Raw genomic sequence first — 16,477 nt, 5'->3', positions numbered from 1 at the left:
CCGGCCCGCGCGCCGGCCGCGCCGGATCGATGCTGCGTGAATGCCGGCTCAGGGCGCCGGGGTGCTGTGGCCGACGTACTCGAAGCGCGGCACCGACACGCCGCCGCCCGTGCTGACGACTTCGTTCCAGACCGCGAGTCGTCGCGTGCTCATCGGCAAGCCCTCGCGCACATACAGGCGCGTGTAGACGACGACGATCTCGTCGTTCTCGTCGGCCCGCGCCAGGCCCAGCGCAAGGTAGTGCTGTCCCTTGTAGTGACGATAGACACCGGGTCGGAAATCGGGGCTTTGCATGATGGATCGCGGCCGTGAATTCACCGCAGCTTCGCAAATTCCGGCGTGTCATGCCGCGCCGGCGATGGCGATGACGATGACTCGTCTGTACGGGTGACCGCCGCGCGACGGCGGCGCGCTAGAGTCGAGGCCGCAAGAACGGTCGGACGCCATCGCGCGCAGGCCGTCATCCACGGGAGAAAAGCTTATGAAGTCAGCTGGCATCGCCGCGCATGCGCGCGGGATTCTGTTCGGCATTGCCGCATCGCTGGCGCTGGCCAGCACCGCACAGGCCGCGTCGCAGATCGACAACGCCGCCCTGTCGAACGACGCCGACGGCAGCAACTGGGCGGCCAACGGCCGCACTTTCGACGAGCAGCATTTCAGCCCGCTGACACAGATCAACACGCAGAACATCGGCAAGCTCGGGCTGGCGTGGTCGCTGGACTTCGACGATGTCTGGAACATGGCGACGATGCCGGTCGAGGTCGACGGTGTGGTCTACGTCGCCGCCGGCTATTCGGTGATCCACGCCGTCGATGTGCGCACCGGCAAGCTGCTGTGGAAATACGATCCGCATGTCGGCGTGCGCAAGATGCGCATGGCCTGGGGCATTCGCGGCCTGACGTACTGGAACGGCAAGATCTACGCCGGCGTGCAGGACGGCCGCCTGTTCGCACTCGATGCGCACACCGGCGAGCTGGTCTGGGAAACGCAGACCACCGAGCCGGACGACAACCGCTACATCACCGGCGCGCCGCGCGTCTGGCAAGGCACGGACGGCCGCGCGCGCGTGATCATCGGCCAGGGCGGCGCGGACTTCGGCCACGTGCGCGGCTATGTCACGACCTACGACGCCGAAACCGGCCAGCAAATCTGGCGCTGGTGGATCGTGCCCGGCAATCCGGCCGACGGCTTCGAGAACAAGGCCATGGAAATGGCCGCCAAGACCTGGCACGGCAAGTGGTGGGAGAACGGCGGCGGCGGCACCGCGTGGAACGCGATGACCTATGACCCGAAATACAACCGCGTCTACATCGGCACCGGCAACGGCGGCCCCTGGAACGCCAAGCTGCGTTCGCCGGGCGGCGGCGACAACCTGTTCCTGTGCTCGGTCGTCGCGCTCGATGCCGACACGGGCGAATACGTGTGGCACTACCAGACCACGCCCGATGAAAGCTGGGATTTCACGTCGACGATGGACATCGAGCTGGCGACGATCGAGATCGACGGCAAACCGCGCGACGTGATCCTGCACGCACCGAAGAACGGCTTTTTCTATGTCATCGATCGCGCGACCGGCAAGCTGATCTCGGCCGAGAAGCTCGGCAAGGTCACCTGGGCCAAGTACGTCGACATGAAGACCGGCCGCCCGGTCGAGAACAAGGGCGCGCGCTATGAAGATGGCGAGGCGATGATCTGGCCGGGCTCGGCCGGCCTGCACAACTGGCCGCCGATGAGCTACAGCCCCGACACCGGGCTGGTCTACATCCCCGCGCACGAGATGGCCGGCTACTACAACGACGCCGGTCGCGACCCCAGCACCTGGAAGATGAGCAAGGGCGACGTCATGGGCCTCGATGGCTTCTTCGACGACGTGCCGAAGAACGCCGGCTCGAGTTCGATGCTGGCCTGGAATCCGGTCACGCAGAAGAAGGCCTGGGAGGAACCGACGCCCGGCGCCAACAACGGCGGCGTGATGGCCACCGCCGGCGGCCTCGTGTTCCAGGGACAGGCCGACGGCAAGTTCGTCGCGCACGACGCAAAAACCGGCAAGGTGGTCTGGAGCTTCGACATGGGCGTCGGCTCCATGGGTTCGCCGATCAGCTATGAAGTCGATGGCAAGCAGTACATCAGCATTCCGGCCGGCTGGGCCGGCGGGCAGATGCTGCTGGGTTCGCTGTCGGCGCAGCATGGCTGGGTCGGTCGCGACCATCCGCGTCGACTGCTGACCTTCGTGCTCGATGGTGACGCCAGGCTGCCGCCGACACCACCACCGGCGCAGGTCGCGCCGCTCGCGGCACCGGAGTTCAAGATCGACCCCGCGCTCGCCGAAAAGGGCAAGTACGTCTACCAGCAATGCGTGATCTGCCACGGCGTCGCCGCTGTCGCCGGCGGCTACGCGCCGGACCTGCGCGCCTCGCAAATTCCGCTGTCGACCGCGGCATTCACTGCCGTCGTCCGCGACGGCGGCCTGCTCGCGCGCGGCATGCCGCAGTTCAGCGAACTGTCCGACGAGGACATCCTCGCGCTGCAGAACTACATTCGCGATCGCGCACGCTACAAGCCCTCGGCCTGGGATCAGATCAGGACCGGCTGGCACTTCCTGATGTTGATGCTGAAGATGAAACTGAAAGCGCTGTTCGGCTGAGATCCGCCATTGCGGGAGCGCGCCCCGATGCGCTCCCGCTGAACCGCGACGCTCAGGAGGCGCTGCGCTGCTCGCGACGCTTCCTGATCAGCAGCACCAGCGCCGCGAGCAACAGGCCGGCCAGTGCCGAACCAAGCAGCATGACCGCGGCGGAGGCGGTGATCATGCCGAGCTTGCGCATCATCGACAGCACCGAATCGATCGTCGGTCCACTCTGCACCGGCGCCGGGGCCGCTTGCGCGGCGCCGTGTCCCTGCTCATCGAGTGGGCGCACGTAAACCGGCGCCGGCGCCGGGGTCTGGTCTGTCGCCGGTGGCGGCGCTGCCGGCGGATCGGCAGCCAGCGACGGCAAACTCGCAGCGGCGATGGCGCCGCCCAGCGCCACCGCGATCAGGACAGGTTTGAAAGTCATCGCGCATTTTACGCACAGCAGCAGTCGCCGCTGAAAAAACGGTGCCGGGGACCTCGCGGACACGCGCGTACAATCGGGCGGACACTTCGTGTCGGACCGACGGGCTTGCATGCACGCACTGGTATTTGACGGCGACCTGATCGTCACCATCCTGCAGATCATCACGATCGACGTTCTGCTCGGTGGCGACAACGCGGTCGTCATCGCGCTGGCCTGTCGCCAGCTGCCGCCGGAGTTGCGTGGCAAGGGCATCTTCTGGGGCACATTCGGCGCCATCGTGTTGCGCATCGTGCTGGTGTTCTTCGCGCTCGAACTGCTGGCTTTCCCATACCTGCGTCTGGCCGGCAGCGTGCTGTTGCTGTGGATCGGCATCAAGCTGTTGCTGCCGGAAGCCGACGACCACGCCGGGATTCCGGCCAGCACCCATCTGCTTGGCGCGATCCGCACGGTGATCGTCGCGGACACCGTGATGAGCCTCGACAACGTGGTCGCGATCGCCGGCGCCGCCAACGGCCACATCGGCCTGGTCGCCGCCGGCATCCTGATCAGTGTGCCGATCATCGTCTGGGGCAGCCAGCTCGTGCTGCGCCTGATGGACCGCTTCCCGATCGTCATCACGTTCGGCGCCGCGCTGCTTGGCTGGATCGCCGGCGAGATGGTGCTCGACGATCGCGCGCTCGCTATCAGGCTCGGCGCGCTGCCACCGTGGTCGCACTATGCCGTGCCGCTGGCCGGCGCCCTGCTGGTGATCGGCATCGGCCACACGCTCGCGAAGCACAGGCAGCGGCGCAAGATCGGCCGCTGAGCGCAGCCCGCTTTCGCAGCGGCGCTTGCCGCCTGCCACCGGCCCCGTAACACCAAGGTGTTATTTGAGCCCCGGCCGGCCTGCGGTACAAAGACTCCAGGCATCGTCCGTCGCGACCCGATCCGGGAGTCGGCGGTCATCAGCGCATTTCGACACGCGCCATAACCAGCGAGGAGAGCGGCAATGACGATCCGGCGAAAACTGCGGATTGCGTTTGGATTTGTGGGCCTGCTGACGGGCATGGCGATCGTCGGCAGCGCTCAGGCTGCGGCAACGACACCGACCGTTGTCGATCTGTGGCCGGCATCGGTTACCGATCACGCCCCGACCCGCGGTCCGGAACGCAGCGGCACCGAAGGCAAGGGTCTTGGGGCGGTCTCCAACATCAGCCGCGCGCGCATGGCGATCTATCAGCCGGCGCACCCGAACGGGACAACGGTCGTGATCATGGGCGGCGGCGGCTATTTCCGCATCCAGATCTCGAACGAAAGCCTGCCGGTCGCACAATGGCTGAATGCGCTCGGTGTCACGGCCGCGGTGCTCTACTACCGACTGCCGGCAGACGGCTGGAAGGCGGTCGCGCCATTCCAGGACGGCCAGCGCGCGGTGCGCATCCTGCGCGCGCACGCGACCGAGTACGGCATCGATCCGCACAAGATCGGTGTGCTCGGCATGTCGGCCGGCGGCAATCTCGCCGGCATCACCGAAACCCGTTTCGACGATCCGCTGTACGACGCGGTCGATGCCAGCGACAAGGTGTCGGCACGTCCCGACTTCGCGGCGCTGATCTTCCCGGTGATCTCGCTCAAGGGCGCGCTCAACACCACGCGCAGCCGTCGCGAGCTGAACACGCAGAGTGACGCCGACGACGCCTACTCCGCCGAGCTGCACGTCACGCATGCCACGCCGCCGACCTTTCTGGCGCATGCCGCAGACGACCCGATCGCCAACGTCGGCCACAGCCTGGTGATGTTCAACGCGCTGCACGCGGCGCAGGTTCCGGCCGAGCTGCACGTCTTCGAGAAAGGTGGTCATGGCTGGGGGCTCGGCGCGCCGGGCACGCTGGTCTCGGCCTGGCCGCGCCTGTTCGCGAGCTGGGCCCGCAGTCACGGCTTCATGGACAGCGCGCGCACCGCAGCAGCAGCGAAGCAGCCGGCGCCATCCGATGCCGACGATGCCGGTGACGACGACGCCGACGATTCCGACGGCCGCATGCGCGACTGATCGCGCCGCAGTCCTTTCCTCTTCCATCATTCAAGGGTGATCCCATGATCCCGTTCCGCAAGACCGTGCTCGCCACCGTGGTCGGCAGCTCGCTGCTGGCGATATCCCTGCCGGCGCTCGCCGACGACACGTCCAACGCGGCGCTGATGCGCCTGATCAAGCAGCAATCCGAGCAGATCGAACTGCTGCAGAAGCGTCTCGCCGCCGTCGAAGCCAGGGAAGCCGGCACGGCGGCGGCGGGCGACGCTGCGGCTGCGCAGGCTGCCGAGAAGAAAGCGGAAGTCGACGCCGCCGTCGCCGATTCGCAGCAAGGCCAGCTCGATCAGATGCAGGCACAGCTGGCACAGCTGGCCGGCGGCAGCAGCGGCAACGGCAACATCCGCTGGCGCAACGGCGGTCCGGAGTTCCGCAGCAGCGACGGCTTCTTCACGTTCCAGCCGCGCGGCCGCATCATGCTCGACTTCTCCAGCACGCACGGCTCGTCGTATGACGAGCGCAACATCAGCGGCACCGCCGCGCGCAATCTGCGACTCGGTGCCGACGGCGACATCGGCAAGCTCGGTTACAAGATCGATGTCGATTTCGCCGACAACCTCACGTCGGTCAAGGACGCCTGGCTGTCGTACAGCACGCGGCCGTTCGGCCTGCCGATCACCTACTACGTCGGCAACAAGCTCAAGGATCGCAGCATCGAAGGCTCGGGCACGATGTCGCGGCAGCCGTTCATGGAGCGCAACGCAGTTGCCAACGTCGGCGCCGGCGTGAACGGCTACTACGGGCTGGGCGGCTACGTGAAGGCCTACGGCTCGAACTGGCATGTCGGCGCCAGCATCACCGGCGACGACATCGACAACACGGGCGACAACAGCGATTCGCTGATGTACGCCATCCGTGCCACCTACAACCCGATCAAGGGCCGCCAGGGCTTCATCCATCTCGGCAGCTGGTACTACTACGAGAAGCTCGGCAAGGACATCACGTCGATCAATAACGTGCCGCGCATCGGTCAGAACTTCAACGACAATCTGCGCATCTCGTCGAGTTCGATCGCCGATCCGACGCGCGACGAGGCCTATGGCTACGAGCTCGGCGGCGTGTTCCGCAACTTCTGGGGTTTCGGCGAGTGGACACGCCGGCGCATCGATTCGTCGTCCGTCGACGTCGTCGATCGCCATGCGAGTTCAGTATCGGCCGGCTGGCTGATCACCGGCGAGAAGCCGGGCTTCTCGTCACGTTCCGGCGTCTGGGGCACGACCAAGGTGCTGAGCCCGGTCACCTCGGGTGGCTGGGGCGCCTGGGAACTGGCAATGCGCTTCGACCGCTACGACTTCCGCGATGCGCCCAACGGCGGCACCGGCAGCAGCAACACCATCGGCCTGAACTGGTACCTCAACGACTGGTCGCGCGTGATGCTCGACTACGTCGACTGGAATACCAACAACCGCGTCGGCAGCTACAAGGGGCCGGACGACGGCGACTCGGTTGGCCTGCGCATGCAGATCTCGTTCTAACACTCGCGACTGACGGAGACTCCACATGACGATCGAACATTCCGGTGCGGCTCGCGAGCGCCGCCTGCCCGCCCTGAGTCTGATGGCCGGCGCCTGCCTCGCGCTGTCGCTGCAAGGTTGCATCCAGCGCGATCATCCGGACAGCGGCAGCGGCGATACCGGTGGCGGCGGCGATGGCGGCACGACGCCGGGTGTCTGCGCCAATCTGCCTGCCGCGCTGACCCAATACAAGGGCGGTGATGCGCTCGGAGAGGAACTGACGCTGAGCCTCGACCCGGCAACGCTGGCCTACACGATCACGGTCGATGCCAGTGTCCAGCGCGCTGCCGCCAGCACGCGCAGCGGTACGCTGGCCCAGGTGGATGGCTGCACCTACACCAGCGGCGAATCCGGTGCGGTCTTCACGCTGTCCGCCAACGGCGTGGTCGAAGGGGGCGTGCAGACGCCGGCCGGCGACAGCTTCACGCCGCTGCTCGCGTTCCGCGATACCTACAACAATGCCGATGCACCGACCGCCTTCAACGATGTCGCACTGATCTTCAACGCCGTCGGCGTGCAGACCGAAGCCGGCGTCACCAGCTCGTACGCCGGTTCCGGCCGCCTGCGCAACGCCGGCACCGTGCAGTTCTGCACCGACGCGACGACCGGCGGCTTCACCGTCTACTCATCGAGCTGCGCGGACACCGCCAAGGGTTACATCAGCTACAACGCCACGCACGACGCTTTCGACTTCTACACCACCGATCCGGCGGGCAGCGCCGTCACCACCGGCGGCACGCTCAGCGGTTCGGTGATCCTCGGCGAAGCGGGAACCACGATCGTGCCGCTGCAGCTGGTGCGCAATTCGGCGACGAGTTTCGGCATGCGCATCCTGACGCTGCAGGACACCCTGCCGTCCGGCACTGCCGACGGCAGCTACGCGGTGGTCGACAGCGCCGGCAGCAACGCCGACGCCAGCTGGTCCGGTGATGCGTTTACCCGCGCCGGCAGTGCCGCGACGCTGGCCTATGACACGCCGGTGCCCGGCGTGGTCGAAGCCAGCGGCGCGCTCAGCGGCCATCTGATCTATGCCGGCGGCGTCTACGGCTTCGTGCCGGCGGCGGACGGTGCGGCGTTCGAAGTCGGCGTCGCGAACTGACGGCCACGAGACGGTCGCGCTTGCGCGGCCGTCTCCGCTGTCCCAAGGTAAGCGCATGCCCGCCGACGGCGTTCCGCCCGATGACCCTGCGCCGATGAAGCTGCTGATTGCCGACGATCACCCGCTGTTCCGCATCGCGATCTCGCACGCACTGCAGGGCATGCTGGCCGGCAGCGCACCGGTCGAAGCCTCGAGCCTGCGTACGCTCGAAGAGGCCGTGCACGCGCACGCCGATCTCGATTTGGTGCTGCTCGATCTGCACATGCCGGGCGCGCGCGGCTTCTCGTCGCTGGTGTTCCTGCGCGGCGAACGCCCGGACCTGCCGGTAGTCGTGATCTCGTCGAACGACCATCCCCGCACGATCCGCCGCGCACAGCAGTTCGGCGCCGCCGGGTTCATCCCGAAATCGACGCCGGTCGCGAGAATGATCGAGGCGCTGCAGACGGTACTCGACGGCGGCGTCTGGTTTCCGCCGCTTGCCGAAAAGAGCGAAGCGGACGAACAGCTGGCAGCCAGGCTCGCGCAGCTCACGCCGCAACAGGTGCGCGTGCTGATGTGCCTGGCCGACGGACTGCTCAACAAGCAGATCGCCTACGAGCTGGGGCTGGCCGAGAACACGGTCAAGGTTCATGTCACCGCGATCCTGCGCAAGCTCGAGTGCCACAGCCGCATGCAGGCGGCACTGCTGGTCAAGGCGCTGGAACCCGATCCGCCTCCCGAGCGTGAACGTGCGCCGGGCGACGGGGATTCAGACGCGGCGGACGACGAGCCGGCTGATCAGCGCTCGTAAGGCGGCCGGCCGGATCGGCTTGGCGAGAAAGCCCCAGCCGGCCTCGCGGGCGCGCGCCAGCAGTGCCGCGTCGCGCTCCGCCGAGATGACGATCACCGGCACGCTGCGGCCCCAGCGTGCGTTCAGTGCCGGCAGGCAGTCCGGACCTTCGCCGCTGCCGAGCCGGTAGTCGAGCAGCATCAGGTCGGGCACCGCCTGCGGATCGGCCGCGGCGAGCGCGGCTTCGGCATCGGCGTAAAGGCCGACCGTGCATCCCCAGGTTTCGAGCAGGGCGCGCGTCGCTTCGCGCACGCGCCCGTCGTCGTCCAGACACCAGAGCCGCAAGCCGCGCAGCGGTGAATCGTCGATGCGCGCCGGTGCCGGCGTCGTCACCGCAATGCGCGCCGGATCGCCGCGCGGCACGGTGACCGAGAACACACTGCCGCGGCCCGGCCACGAACGCAGCGCGACGCGATGACCGAGCAGTCGAGCGACGCGCTCGACGATCGCCAGGCCCAGCCCGGCACCGCGCTCCTGGGCATTGCGGCCGGTATCCAGCCGCCGGAACTCCTCGAAGATCACCGCGCGCTGGGCGTCGGGAATGCCGACGCCGGTGTCCCAGACCTCGATGCGCACGGCCTCGCCGGCGCGCCGGCAGCCGAGCACGATGCGTCCGCGCGGCGTATAGCGGATCGCGTTCGACAGGAAGTTCTGGACGATGCGGCGCAGCAGGTCTTCGTCGGTATGCACGATCGCGCGCGTCGGCACGTAGTCGAGGCGCAGGCCGCGCGACTCTGCGAGCACACCGAACTCGCGCGCCAGCGTGTCGAGCAGCGCGTCCAGCCGCAGATCGCGCCGACGCACATCGAGCGTGCCGGATTCCAGACGCGAAATGTCGAGCAGTCCGGCGAGCAGCGCGTCCTGTGCCGACAGGGCCTCGTCGACGTTGTCGATCAGGGTCTGCGCCTCGCCCGCCGCAACGCGGTTGCGCAAGGCCGAAACGAACATGCGCGCAGCGTTGAGCGGCTGCAGCAGATCGTGGACTGCGGCCGCGACGAAGCGCGTCTTGTAGAGATTGGCGCGCTCTGCCTCGCCCTTGGCCAGCTGCAGATCTTCGGTACGTTCCTCGATGCGGCGTTCCAGCGTGACCGCCAGCGTACGCAGATCGCGCGCCGCGTTCTTGTACTGGGTGATGTCGGCGTAGCTGGTGACGAAGCCGCCGCCCGGCAGCGGATTGCCGCGAATCTCCAGCACCGTGCCGTCCGGGCGTTCGCGCTCGTGCAGATAGGGCGTGCCGGCGCGCAGGTGTTCGAGGCGGCGGCGAATCGCCTCGTCGTAGTCGCCGTCGCCGAGCAGGCCGCGCTGCGCGTTGAAACGGAACAGATCGTCGATCGGCCGGCCGATCTGCATCAGCTCCGACGGGTAGCGGAAGATGTCGACATAACGCTTGTTCCAGGCTACCAGCCGCAGCTCGGCATCGACGACGCTGACACCCTGCGGCAGATGATCGAGGCTTGCGCTCTGGCCGAGCGCGGCACGACGCGCCGCTTCGACGACGCCGTCGCGCGCGGTGCGCAGCGCCGCCGCATGCTGCTTGACCATCTCTTCGAGTTCCTCGCGACTGCGCTTGCGCAGGCTCGCCAGCCGGGCGCGGCTCTGCACGAACAGCGCGAGCAGCAGCAGCGCCAGCCAGGCACCGGCCGCGGCGAGCCCGGCGATCCGTCCGGCGGCACGCGCCGCTGCGGTATCGCGCAGCAGATGCAAGGTCCAGTGCTCGCCACTCAGCGGCAGCGATTGCCAGAGCACGTCGAGACGCACGCGCGGTGCGTCCGGTGCCTTGATCTGCACACGCCGCAGGCGGTCACCCGCCGGCGGCGCCACCGGCAGGTCCAGCGCGCGCAGCGGCAGATCCGCGTATTGCCGGCTGCGGCCGATCTGCGCCGCTTCGTCCGCCGCCAGCGGGTGCAGTTCGCGGTAGCGCCAGGCCGGCCGGTTGGCGAGAAAGATCACCCCGTGTTCGTCGGACAGGAAGACGATGTCGGTGCTGGTCGCCCACTGCGTCTCCAGCTCCTGCAGATCGAGCTTGATGACCACCACGCCCAGCACCGCGCCGGCTGCATCGTGGACGGCCTCGGAGAGAAAATAGCCGGCGACGCCGGTGGTCGCACCGACGCCATAGAAACTGCCGTGGCCGGTGCTGACCGCTTGCTGGAAATAGGGCCGGAACGCGTAGTCGTAGCCGACATTGCTCGACGGCAGGCGCCAGTTGCTGGCGGCAATGCTCAGACCGCGACGATCGATCAGCGTCAGGGTCGACGAGCGCGTGACCCCGTTGACCTCTTCGAGTCGCGCATCGAGGCGCGCGCGCGCGGCCGCATCCGGCGGCCCGCTCAGTGCCTGTCGCAGCTCCGGTTCCAGCGCCAGTACCGCCGGCAGGGTGCGGTAGCGATCGACATAGCGACGCAAGGCATCGGCGTAGAGCTGCAGTTGCACGCGCGCCTGCGCGGCGTCCTGTTCGAGCGCGCGGCGCCCGGCATAGTGCGCCACCAGCAGACCGATCAGCAGCGCGCCGCCGAGCAGCAGCATGGCCAGCGCCAGCGCGTGGCGATACGCACGCAGCCGCGCCTTCAGCGACCAGCGCACGGCAGCTCCCGCCTTGGCATGCTCGGACCCATGCCGCATTCTGTCATCTGCCCATCGGCGCCGCGTCGCGGTAGTCCTAAGGTGTTATTGGAATGCCGACGGGGGACTGACATCCTCGCCTCATTCCGATGGCTTGCGTTGGAGCGCGCGCGGAAATGAAATCGAAGGCCTCACGTTTCTATCTGGTCGTGCTGTCGGCCATCATCGCCGGCGGACTGCTCGGCCATTTCGCGCCGGGCATCGCCGTGCAGCTCAAGCCGCTCGGCGACGGTTTCATCGCCCTGATCAAGATGCTGATCGCGCCGGTGATCTTCCTGACGGTCGTGCTCGGCGTCGCCGGCGTCGCCGACGTCAAGAAGGTCGGCCGCGTCGGCGGCAAGGCCATCCTGTATTTCGAGGTCGTGTCCAGCTTCGCGCTGCTGATCGGCCTGCTGGTCGTCAATCTGCTGAAACCCGGCGCCGGCTTCGACGTCGACCCCGCGACGCTCGATGCCGGCGCGGTCGCGCATTACGCGCAGCAGGCGCACGAGCAGTCGACCGTGCAGTTCCTGATGCACATCATTCCCAAGACCTTCATCGACGCGTTCACCGGCGATGGCGATCTGCTGCAGGTGCTGCTTCTCGCCCTGCTGTTCGGCTTCGCGCTGATGCAGATCGGCGAGGCAGCGAAGCCCGTCGTCGGTCTGCTCGAAAGCCTGTCGCAGGCGTTCTTCCGCATGATCGCGATGGTGATGAAGCTGGCGCCGCTCGGCGCCGGTGGCGCGATGGCGTTCACCATCGGCAAGTACGGCGTCGACAGTCTCGGTCCCCTGCTCAAGCTGATGGGCTGCTTCTATCTGGCCTGCGTGCTGTTCGTGCTGCTGGTGCTCGGCGGCATCGCGCGCGTCACCGGCTTTTCGATCCTGCGCTTCCTGCGCTACATCCGCGACGAGTTGCTGCTGGTGCTGGGCACTTCGTCGTCGGAATCGGCACTGGTGCCCCTGATGCAGAAGCTCGAACGGCTGGGCTGCCCGCGCGCCATCGTCGGCCTGGTGATCCCCAGTGGCTACTCGTTCAATCTCGACGGCACCAACATCTACCTGACGCTGGCGGCGATCTTCGTCGCACAGGCGCTGAACGTCGATCTGACGCTGACCCAGGAACTCACGCTGCTGGCGGTGGCGATGCTGACGTCGAAGGGCGCGTCCGGCGTCACCGGTACCGGCTTCATCACGCTGGCCGCGACCTTGACCGTCGTACCCTCGGTGCCGGTCGCCGGCCTCGCGCTGATTCTCGGCATCGACCGCTTCATGAGCGAGGCGCGCGCAATCACCAACATCATCGGCAACGGCGTCGCCACCATCGTCGTTTCGCGCTGGGAGCACGAACTCGATGTCGAGCACCTGAATCGCGAGCTGCACGCCCCATCCGACGAAGTGCCGTCGGCATTGCAGCTCGACGGCCGTGCCTGAGGCCCTCGATACACGAGGCCTGCGGCCCCGCACTCGGGATGACCGGCGAAGGGCGTGCTGGTCGCACCACAAGCCGTTCATGCCGAGTGCCGCGCGCAGCGCGGTGTATCGAGGCACGCGCCGCCGCGCGCTTCAATCCTCGCTGATCCGCGAGTGCGCCCTGGTGTCGCGCATGCCGACGTAGATCAGCAGCGAAATCGCGATGCACACCGTCACATACCAGGCGTAACCGCTTTCATGGCCGACATGCTTGAACCACAGCGCGATGTACTCGGCCGTGCCGCCGAAGATCGATACGGTCAGTGCGTATGGCAGCCCGACCCCGATCGCGCGGATTTCGGTCGGGAACAACTCGGCCTTGACGATGGCGTTGATCGACGTGTAGCCGCTGACGATCAGCAGCGCGCCCATGATCAGCCAGAACGCGCCCCAGACCGTCCTGATCTCGCCGAGCGCCGACAGGATCGGCACCGTCAGCAGCGTGCCGAGCACGCCGAACGCGATCAGGATCGGACGCCGGCCGATGCGATCGGACAAGGCGCCGATGAGCGGTTGCAGCAGCATGTAGAGAAACAGCGTCGCGGCGGAAATCAGGGTCGAGTCGGCCTTGCTGAAGCCGGCGGTATTGACCAGATATTTCTGCATGTACGTGGTGTAGGTGTAAAAAGCCAGGGTGCCGCCCATGGTCAGGCCGACGACGGTGGCAAGTGCCTTCGGATGCCTGGCCAATTCGCGCAGCAGACCGGTGTCGCGCAGCGCACCGCGACGCTGGAACGATTCGGTCTCCGCCATGCTGCGGCGCAGAACCATCGCGACGATCGCGCAGCCGGCGCCGATCACGAACGGAATGCGCCAGCCCCAGCTCTCCAGCTGCGCCGGCGTCAGCAGCACGAACTGCAGCAGGATCAGCACGCCGATCGCCAGCAACTGACCGGCGATCAGGGTCACGTACTGGAAGCTCGAATAGAAACCACGGTGTTCGCGTGTCGCCATTTCCGACAGATAGGTCGCCGACGTACCGTACTCGCCGCCCAGCGACAGCCCCTGCACGAGACGCGAGATCACCAGCAGGATCGGCGCGGCGACACCGATCGTCGCGTAGCCCGGCGTCAGCGCGATCGCCAGCGAACCGAAGCACATCAGCCAGACCGACAGCAGCAGCGCCGCGCGACGCCCGTGACGGTCGGCATACCAGCCGAGCAGCCAGCCCCCGATCGGCCGCATCAGAAAGCCGATCGCGAACACCGCGGCGGTGTTGAGCAGCTGCGTGGTGCGGTCGCCCTCCGGAAAGAAGGCTTTCGCGAAATACAGCGAAAACGCCGAGTAGACGTACCAGTCGTACCACTCGACGAGGTTGCCGATCGATCCGCTGAAGATCGAGCGGATGCGGACGGCGGTGCGTGGCGGTGCCTCGGGCATCGGGACTCCTGGTCACGGCCGCGACACCGGCGCAGCCTCGCGCCGATTGTGCAACATCGTGGCGCCGCCATCGGCCGGTCTGCGCCGTATTCCCTATAATCGCCGCCTGCTCGCGACCCCCGACGCGAACCCGATCCGAAGACCCATGCGCGACCTCAAAGCCCTTCGCCAAGCCGCTCTCGACTATCACGAGTTTCCGGTGCCCGGAAAACTCGCGGTCACGCCGACCAAGCAGATGACCAATCAGAGCGATCTGGCGCTCGCCTACTCGCCCGGCGTCGCCGCCGCCTGCGAGGAGATCGCCGCCGATCCGGTCAACGCCTATCGCTACACCGCGCGCGGCAATCTCGTCGCCGTCGTCAGCAACGGCACCGCGGTCCTCGGTCTCGGCACGATCGGTCCGCTCGCCGCCAAGCCGGTGATGGAAGGCAAGGCCGTGCTGTTCAAGAAGTTCGCCGGCATCGACGTGTTCGACATCGAGCTCGACCAGCGCGATCCGGACAAGCTGATCGAGATCATCGCCGCACTGGAACCGACCTTCGGCGGCATCAATCTCGAGGACATCAAGGCGCCGGAGTGCTTCTACATCGAGCGCGAGCTGCGCAAGCGCATGAAGATTCCGGTCTTCCACGACGATCAGCATGGCACTGCGATCATCGTCGGCGCGGCCGTCACCAATGGCCTGATCGTCGTCGGCAAGAAGATCGATGAAGTGAAGCTGGTGGTCAGCGGCGCCGGTGCCGCGGCGCTGGCCTGCGTCGAGCTGCTGGTCGATCTCGGCCTGCCGAAGCGGAACATCTGGCTGACCGACCTTGCCGGTGTGGTCCACGAGGGCCGTACCGAGCTGATGGACCCGGACAAGGCGCAGTACGCGCAGAAGACCGACGCGCGCACGCTGGCCGAAGTGATCGACGGCGCCGATCTGTTCCTCGGCCTGTCGGCCGGCGGCGTGCTCAAGCCGGAGATGGTCGCGAAGATGGCGGCCAGGCCGTTGATCCTCGCGCTCGCCAATCCGACGCCGGAAATCACGCCGGAGGAAGTCAGGCAGGTGCGTGACGACGCCGTGATCGCCACCGGTCGCACCGACTACCCGAATCAGGTCAACAACGTTCTCTGCTTTCCGTTCATCTTCCGTGGCGCGCTCGATGTCGGCGCAACGACGATCACGCGCTCGATGGAAATCGCCGTGGTCAATGCGATCGCGACGCTGGCTCGCCAGGAACAGAGCGACGTCGTGGCCCAGGCCTACGGCATCGAAGACCTCTGTTTCGGCCCGGAATACATCATCCCCAAGCCCTTCGATCCGCGCCTGATCGTGCAGATCGCGCCGGCCGTGGCGCAGGCCGCGATGGACGCCGGGGTCGCCACCCGACCGATCGACGACTTCGATCTCTATCGCCAGCGCCTGCAGCAGTTCGTCTACCACAGCGGCACGCTGATGAAGCCGATCTTCGCCGCCGCACGCAAGCTCGCCCCGGAGAAGAGCCGCATCGTTTTCGCCGAGGGCGAGGAAGAACGCGTGCTGCGCGCGGTGCAGATCGCCGTCGACGAAAAGCTCGCGCGACCGCTGCTGGTCGGACGACCGGCGGTCATCGAACACCGCATCTCGCAGTACGGTCTGCGCCTGAAAGCAGGCCAGCACTACGACATCGTCAATCCCGAACACGACCCGCGCTATCGCGAATACTGGGCGGCCTATCACGCGCTGATGGAACGCCGCGGCATCACCGCGCAACAGGCCAAGCTGGAAATGCGCCGCCGCACGACGCTGATCGCCTCGATGCTGCTGAAGAAGGGCGAGGCCGACGGCATGATCTGCGGCACGATCTCCAGCGTCGCACGTCATCTGCGCTACATCGACGAGGTGATCGGCAAGCGCGCCGGCATTTCGAGCTATGGCGCAATGAACGCCTTGATCCTGCCGGATCGTCAGCTGTTCCTTGTCGATACGCACATCAATCTCGACCCCAGTGCCGAACAGCTCGCCGAAATCACGCTGATGGCCGCCGACGAAATCCGCCGTTTCGGCATCGAGCCGAAGGCAGCCCTGGTCTCACACTCGAATTTCGGCAGCTCCGATGCGCCGTCGGCAGTGAAGATGCGCCAGACACTGGCCCTGTTGCGCGAGCGTGCACCGACGCTGGCGGTCGACGGCGAAATGCACGGCGACTGCGCGCTCGACGATGCCATGCGCAAAAGCATCCTGCCGTCGACGACCTTGCACGGCAACGCCAATCTTCTGGTGCTGCCGAATCTCGATGCCGCCAACATCGCCTACAACCTGCTCAAGACGGCCGCCGGCAATAACGTCGCGATCGGTCCGATCCTGCTCGGCGCCGCCGCGCCGGTGCACATCCTGACGCCGTCGACGACGGTGCGACGCATCGTCAACATGACGGCACTGACGGTGCTGGAGGCCAACGCCGCCGCGAACCGCTAGGGCCCGTCGAGCCCGAAAAAA

At 67.0% G+C, this 16,477-nt stretch carries 12 protein-coding genes; 8 read left to right on the top strand and 4 right to left on the bottom strand.

All coding sequences use genetic code 11. The features are described 5' to 3' along the window. Positions 1-48: 48 nt before the first annotated feature. A complete protein-coding gene (locus G7Y85_RS05405; RefSeq protein WP_166252938.1) occupies positions 49-294 on the bottom strand; it encodes a DUF1653 domain-containing protein in 246 nt (81 codons plus the stop codon). A 187-nt stretch (positions 295-481) separates the two neighbouring features. On the opposite strand from G7Y85_RS05405, the gene G7Y85_RS05400 reads away from it, so the two are divergent. Then, positions 482-2,644: a PQQ-dependent dehydrogenase, methanol/ethanol family gene (locus G7Y85_RS05400; protein ID WP_166252935.1), complete on the top strand. Its 2,163-nt coding sequence runs from the start codon at positions 482-484 to the stop codon at positions 2,642-2,644. Positions 2,645-2,696: 52 nt separating this feature from the next. On the opposite strand, the gene G7Y85_RS05395 is transcribed toward G7Y85_RS05400, so the two are convergent. Continuing rightward, positions 2,697-3,056, bottom strand: a complete 360-nt coding sequence (locus tag G7Y85_RS05395; protein WP_166252932.1) for a hypothetical protein — start codon at positions 3,054-3,056, stop codon at positions 2,697-2,699. A 109-nt stretch (positions 3,057-3,165) separates the two neighbouring features. On the opposite strand from G7Y85_RS05395, the gene G7Y85_RS05390 reads away from it, so the two are divergent. The 5 genes from G7Y85_RS05390 to G7Y85_RS05370 all read left to right on the top strand — a co-directional run bounded on the left by G7Y85_RS05390 (position 3,166) and on the right by G7Y85_RS05370 (position 8,524). Further along, complete coding sequence (locus G7Y85_RS05390) at positions 3,166-3,861, top strand: TerC family protein (RefSeq protein WP_166252929.1); 696 nt, start codon at positions 3,166-3,168, stop codon at positions 3,859-3,861. A 183-nt stretch (positions 3,862-4,044) separates the two neighbouring features. Further along, positions 4,045-5,085: an alpha/beta hydrolase gene (locus tag G7Y85_RS05385; RefSeq protein ID WP_241696011.1), complete on the top strand. Its 1,041-nt coding sequence runs from the start codon at positions 4,045-4,047 to the stop codon at positions 5,083-5,085. 44 nt (positions 5,086-5,129) lie between these two features. After that, entirely contained in the window at positions 5,130-6,596 is a 1,467-nt protein-coding gene (locus G7Y85_RS05380; protein WP_166252926.1) for an OprO/OprP family phosphate-selective porin, read from the top strand. A 25-nt stretch (positions 6,597-6,621) separates the two neighbouring features. After that, a complete protein-coding gene (locus G7Y85_RS05375) occupies positions 6,622-7,734 on the top strand; it encodes a hypothetical protein (RefSeq protein ID WP_166252923.1) in 1,113 nt (370 codons plus the stop codon). Between the two features lie 94 nt (positions 7,735-7,828). Beyond that, a complete protein-coding gene (locus tag G7Y85_RS05370) occupies positions 7,829-8,524 on the top strand; it encodes a LuxR C-terminal-related transcriptional regulator (protein WP_166252920.1) in 696 nt (231 codons plus the stop codon). Here the strand turns inward: G7Y85_RS05370 and G7Y85_RS05365 are convergent. Then, positions 8,483-11,089, bottom strand: coding sequence for a hybrid sensor histidine kinase/response regulator (locus G7Y85_RS05365; protein ID WP_206675512.1), 2,607 nt, complete (start codon positions 11,087-11,089; stop codon positions 8,483-8,485). The genes G7Y85_RS05370 and G7Y85_RS05365 overlap by 42 nt on opposite strands. A gap of 212 nt (positions 11,090-11,301) precedes the next feature. Between G7Y85_RS05365 and G7Y85_RS05360 the strand changes: the two genes are divergently transcribed. Then, positions 11,302-12,597, top strand: coding sequence for a dicarboxylate/amino acid:cation symporter (locus tag G7Y85_RS05360; RefSeq protein WP_166252914.1), 1,296 nt, complete (start codon positions 11,302-11,304; stop codon positions 12,595-12,597). Between the two features lie 132 nt (positions 12,598-12,729). Here the strand turns inward: G7Y85_RS05360 and G7Y85_RS05355 are convergent, their stop codons facing one another. After that, positions 12,730-14,016 carry an MFS transporter gene (locus G7Y85_RS05355; protein ID WP_166252911.1) on the bottom strand — a complete coding sequence of 429 codons (1,287 nt, stop codon included), beginning with the start codon at positions 14,014-14,016 and terminating at the stop codon, positions 12,730-12,732. A 145-nt stretch (positions 14,017-14,161) separates the two neighbouring features. Between G7Y85_RS05355 and G7Y85_RS05350 the strand changes: the two genes are divergently transcribed. Next, complete coding sequence (locus G7Y85_RS05350; protein ID WP_166252908.1) at positions 14,162-16,456, top strand: NADP-dependent malic enzyme; 2,295 nt, start codon at positions 14,162-14,164, stop codon at positions 16,454-16,456. The last annotated feature ends 21 nt before the right edge of the window (positions 16,457-16,477 follow it).

It is taken from the genome of Solimonas terrae, assembly GCF_011067135.1.
Taxonomy (GTDB): domain Bacteria; phylum Pseudomonadota; class Gammaproteobacteria; order Nevskiales; family Nevskiaceae; genus Solimonas; species Solimonas terrae.
This window is presented reverse-complemented; position numbering and strand designations above follow the sequence as displayed.

Excerpts from the sequence above, each read along its gene's own strand:
- G7Y85_RS05355 (WP_166252911.1), bottom strand. The coding sequence starts at position 14,016 with ATGCCCGAGGCACCGCCACGCACCGCCGTCCGCATCCGCTCGATCTTC.
- G7Y85_RS05365 (WP_206675512.1), bottom strand. The coding sequence starts at position 11,089 with ATGCTGCTGCTCGGCGGCGCGCTGCTGATCGGTCTGCTGGTGGCGCAC.
- G7Y85_RS05370 (WP_166252920.1), top strand. The coding sequence starts at position 7,829 with ATGAAGCTGCTGATTGCCGACGATCACCCGCTGTTCCGCATCGCGATC.
- G7Y85_RS05350 (WP_166252908.1), top strand. The coding sequence starts at position 14,162 with ATGCGCGACCTCAAAGCCCTTCGCCAAGCCGCTCTCGACTATCACGAG.
- G7Y85_RS05380 (WP_166252926.1), top strand. The coding sequence starts at position 5,130 with ATGATCCCGTTCCGCAAGACCGTGCTCGCCACCGTGGTCGGCAGCTCG.
- G7Y85_RS05395 (WP_166252932.1), bottom strand. The coding sequence starts at position 3,056 with ATGACTTTCAAACCTGTCCTGATCGCGGTGGCGCTGGGCGGCGCCATC.
- G7Y85_RS05390 (WP_166252929.1), top strand. The coding sequence starts at position 3,166 with ATGCACGCACTGGTATTTGACGGCGACCTGATCGTCACCATCCTGCAG.
- G7Y85_RS05400 (WP_166252935.1), top strand. The coding sequence starts at position 482 with ATGAAGTCAGCTGGCATCGCCGCGCATGCGCGCGGGATTCTGTTCGGC.
- G7Y85_RS05385 (WP_241696011.1), top strand. The coding sequence starts at position 4,045 with ATGACGATCCGGCGAAAACTGCGGATTGCGTTTGGATTTGTGGGCCTG.
- G7Y85_RS05405 (WP_166252938.1), bottom strand. The coding sequence starts at position 294 with ATGCAAAGCCCCGATTTCCGACCCGGTGTCTATCGTCACTACAAGGGA.
- G7Y85_RS05375 (WP_166252923.1), top strand. The coding sequence starts at position 6,622 with ATGACGATCGAACATTCCGGTGCGGCTCGCGAGCGCCGCCTGCCCGCC.
- G7Y85_RS05360 (WP_166252914.1), top strand. The coding sequence starts at position 11,302 with ATGAAATCGAAGGCCTCACGTTTCTATCTGGTCGTGCTGTCGGCCATC.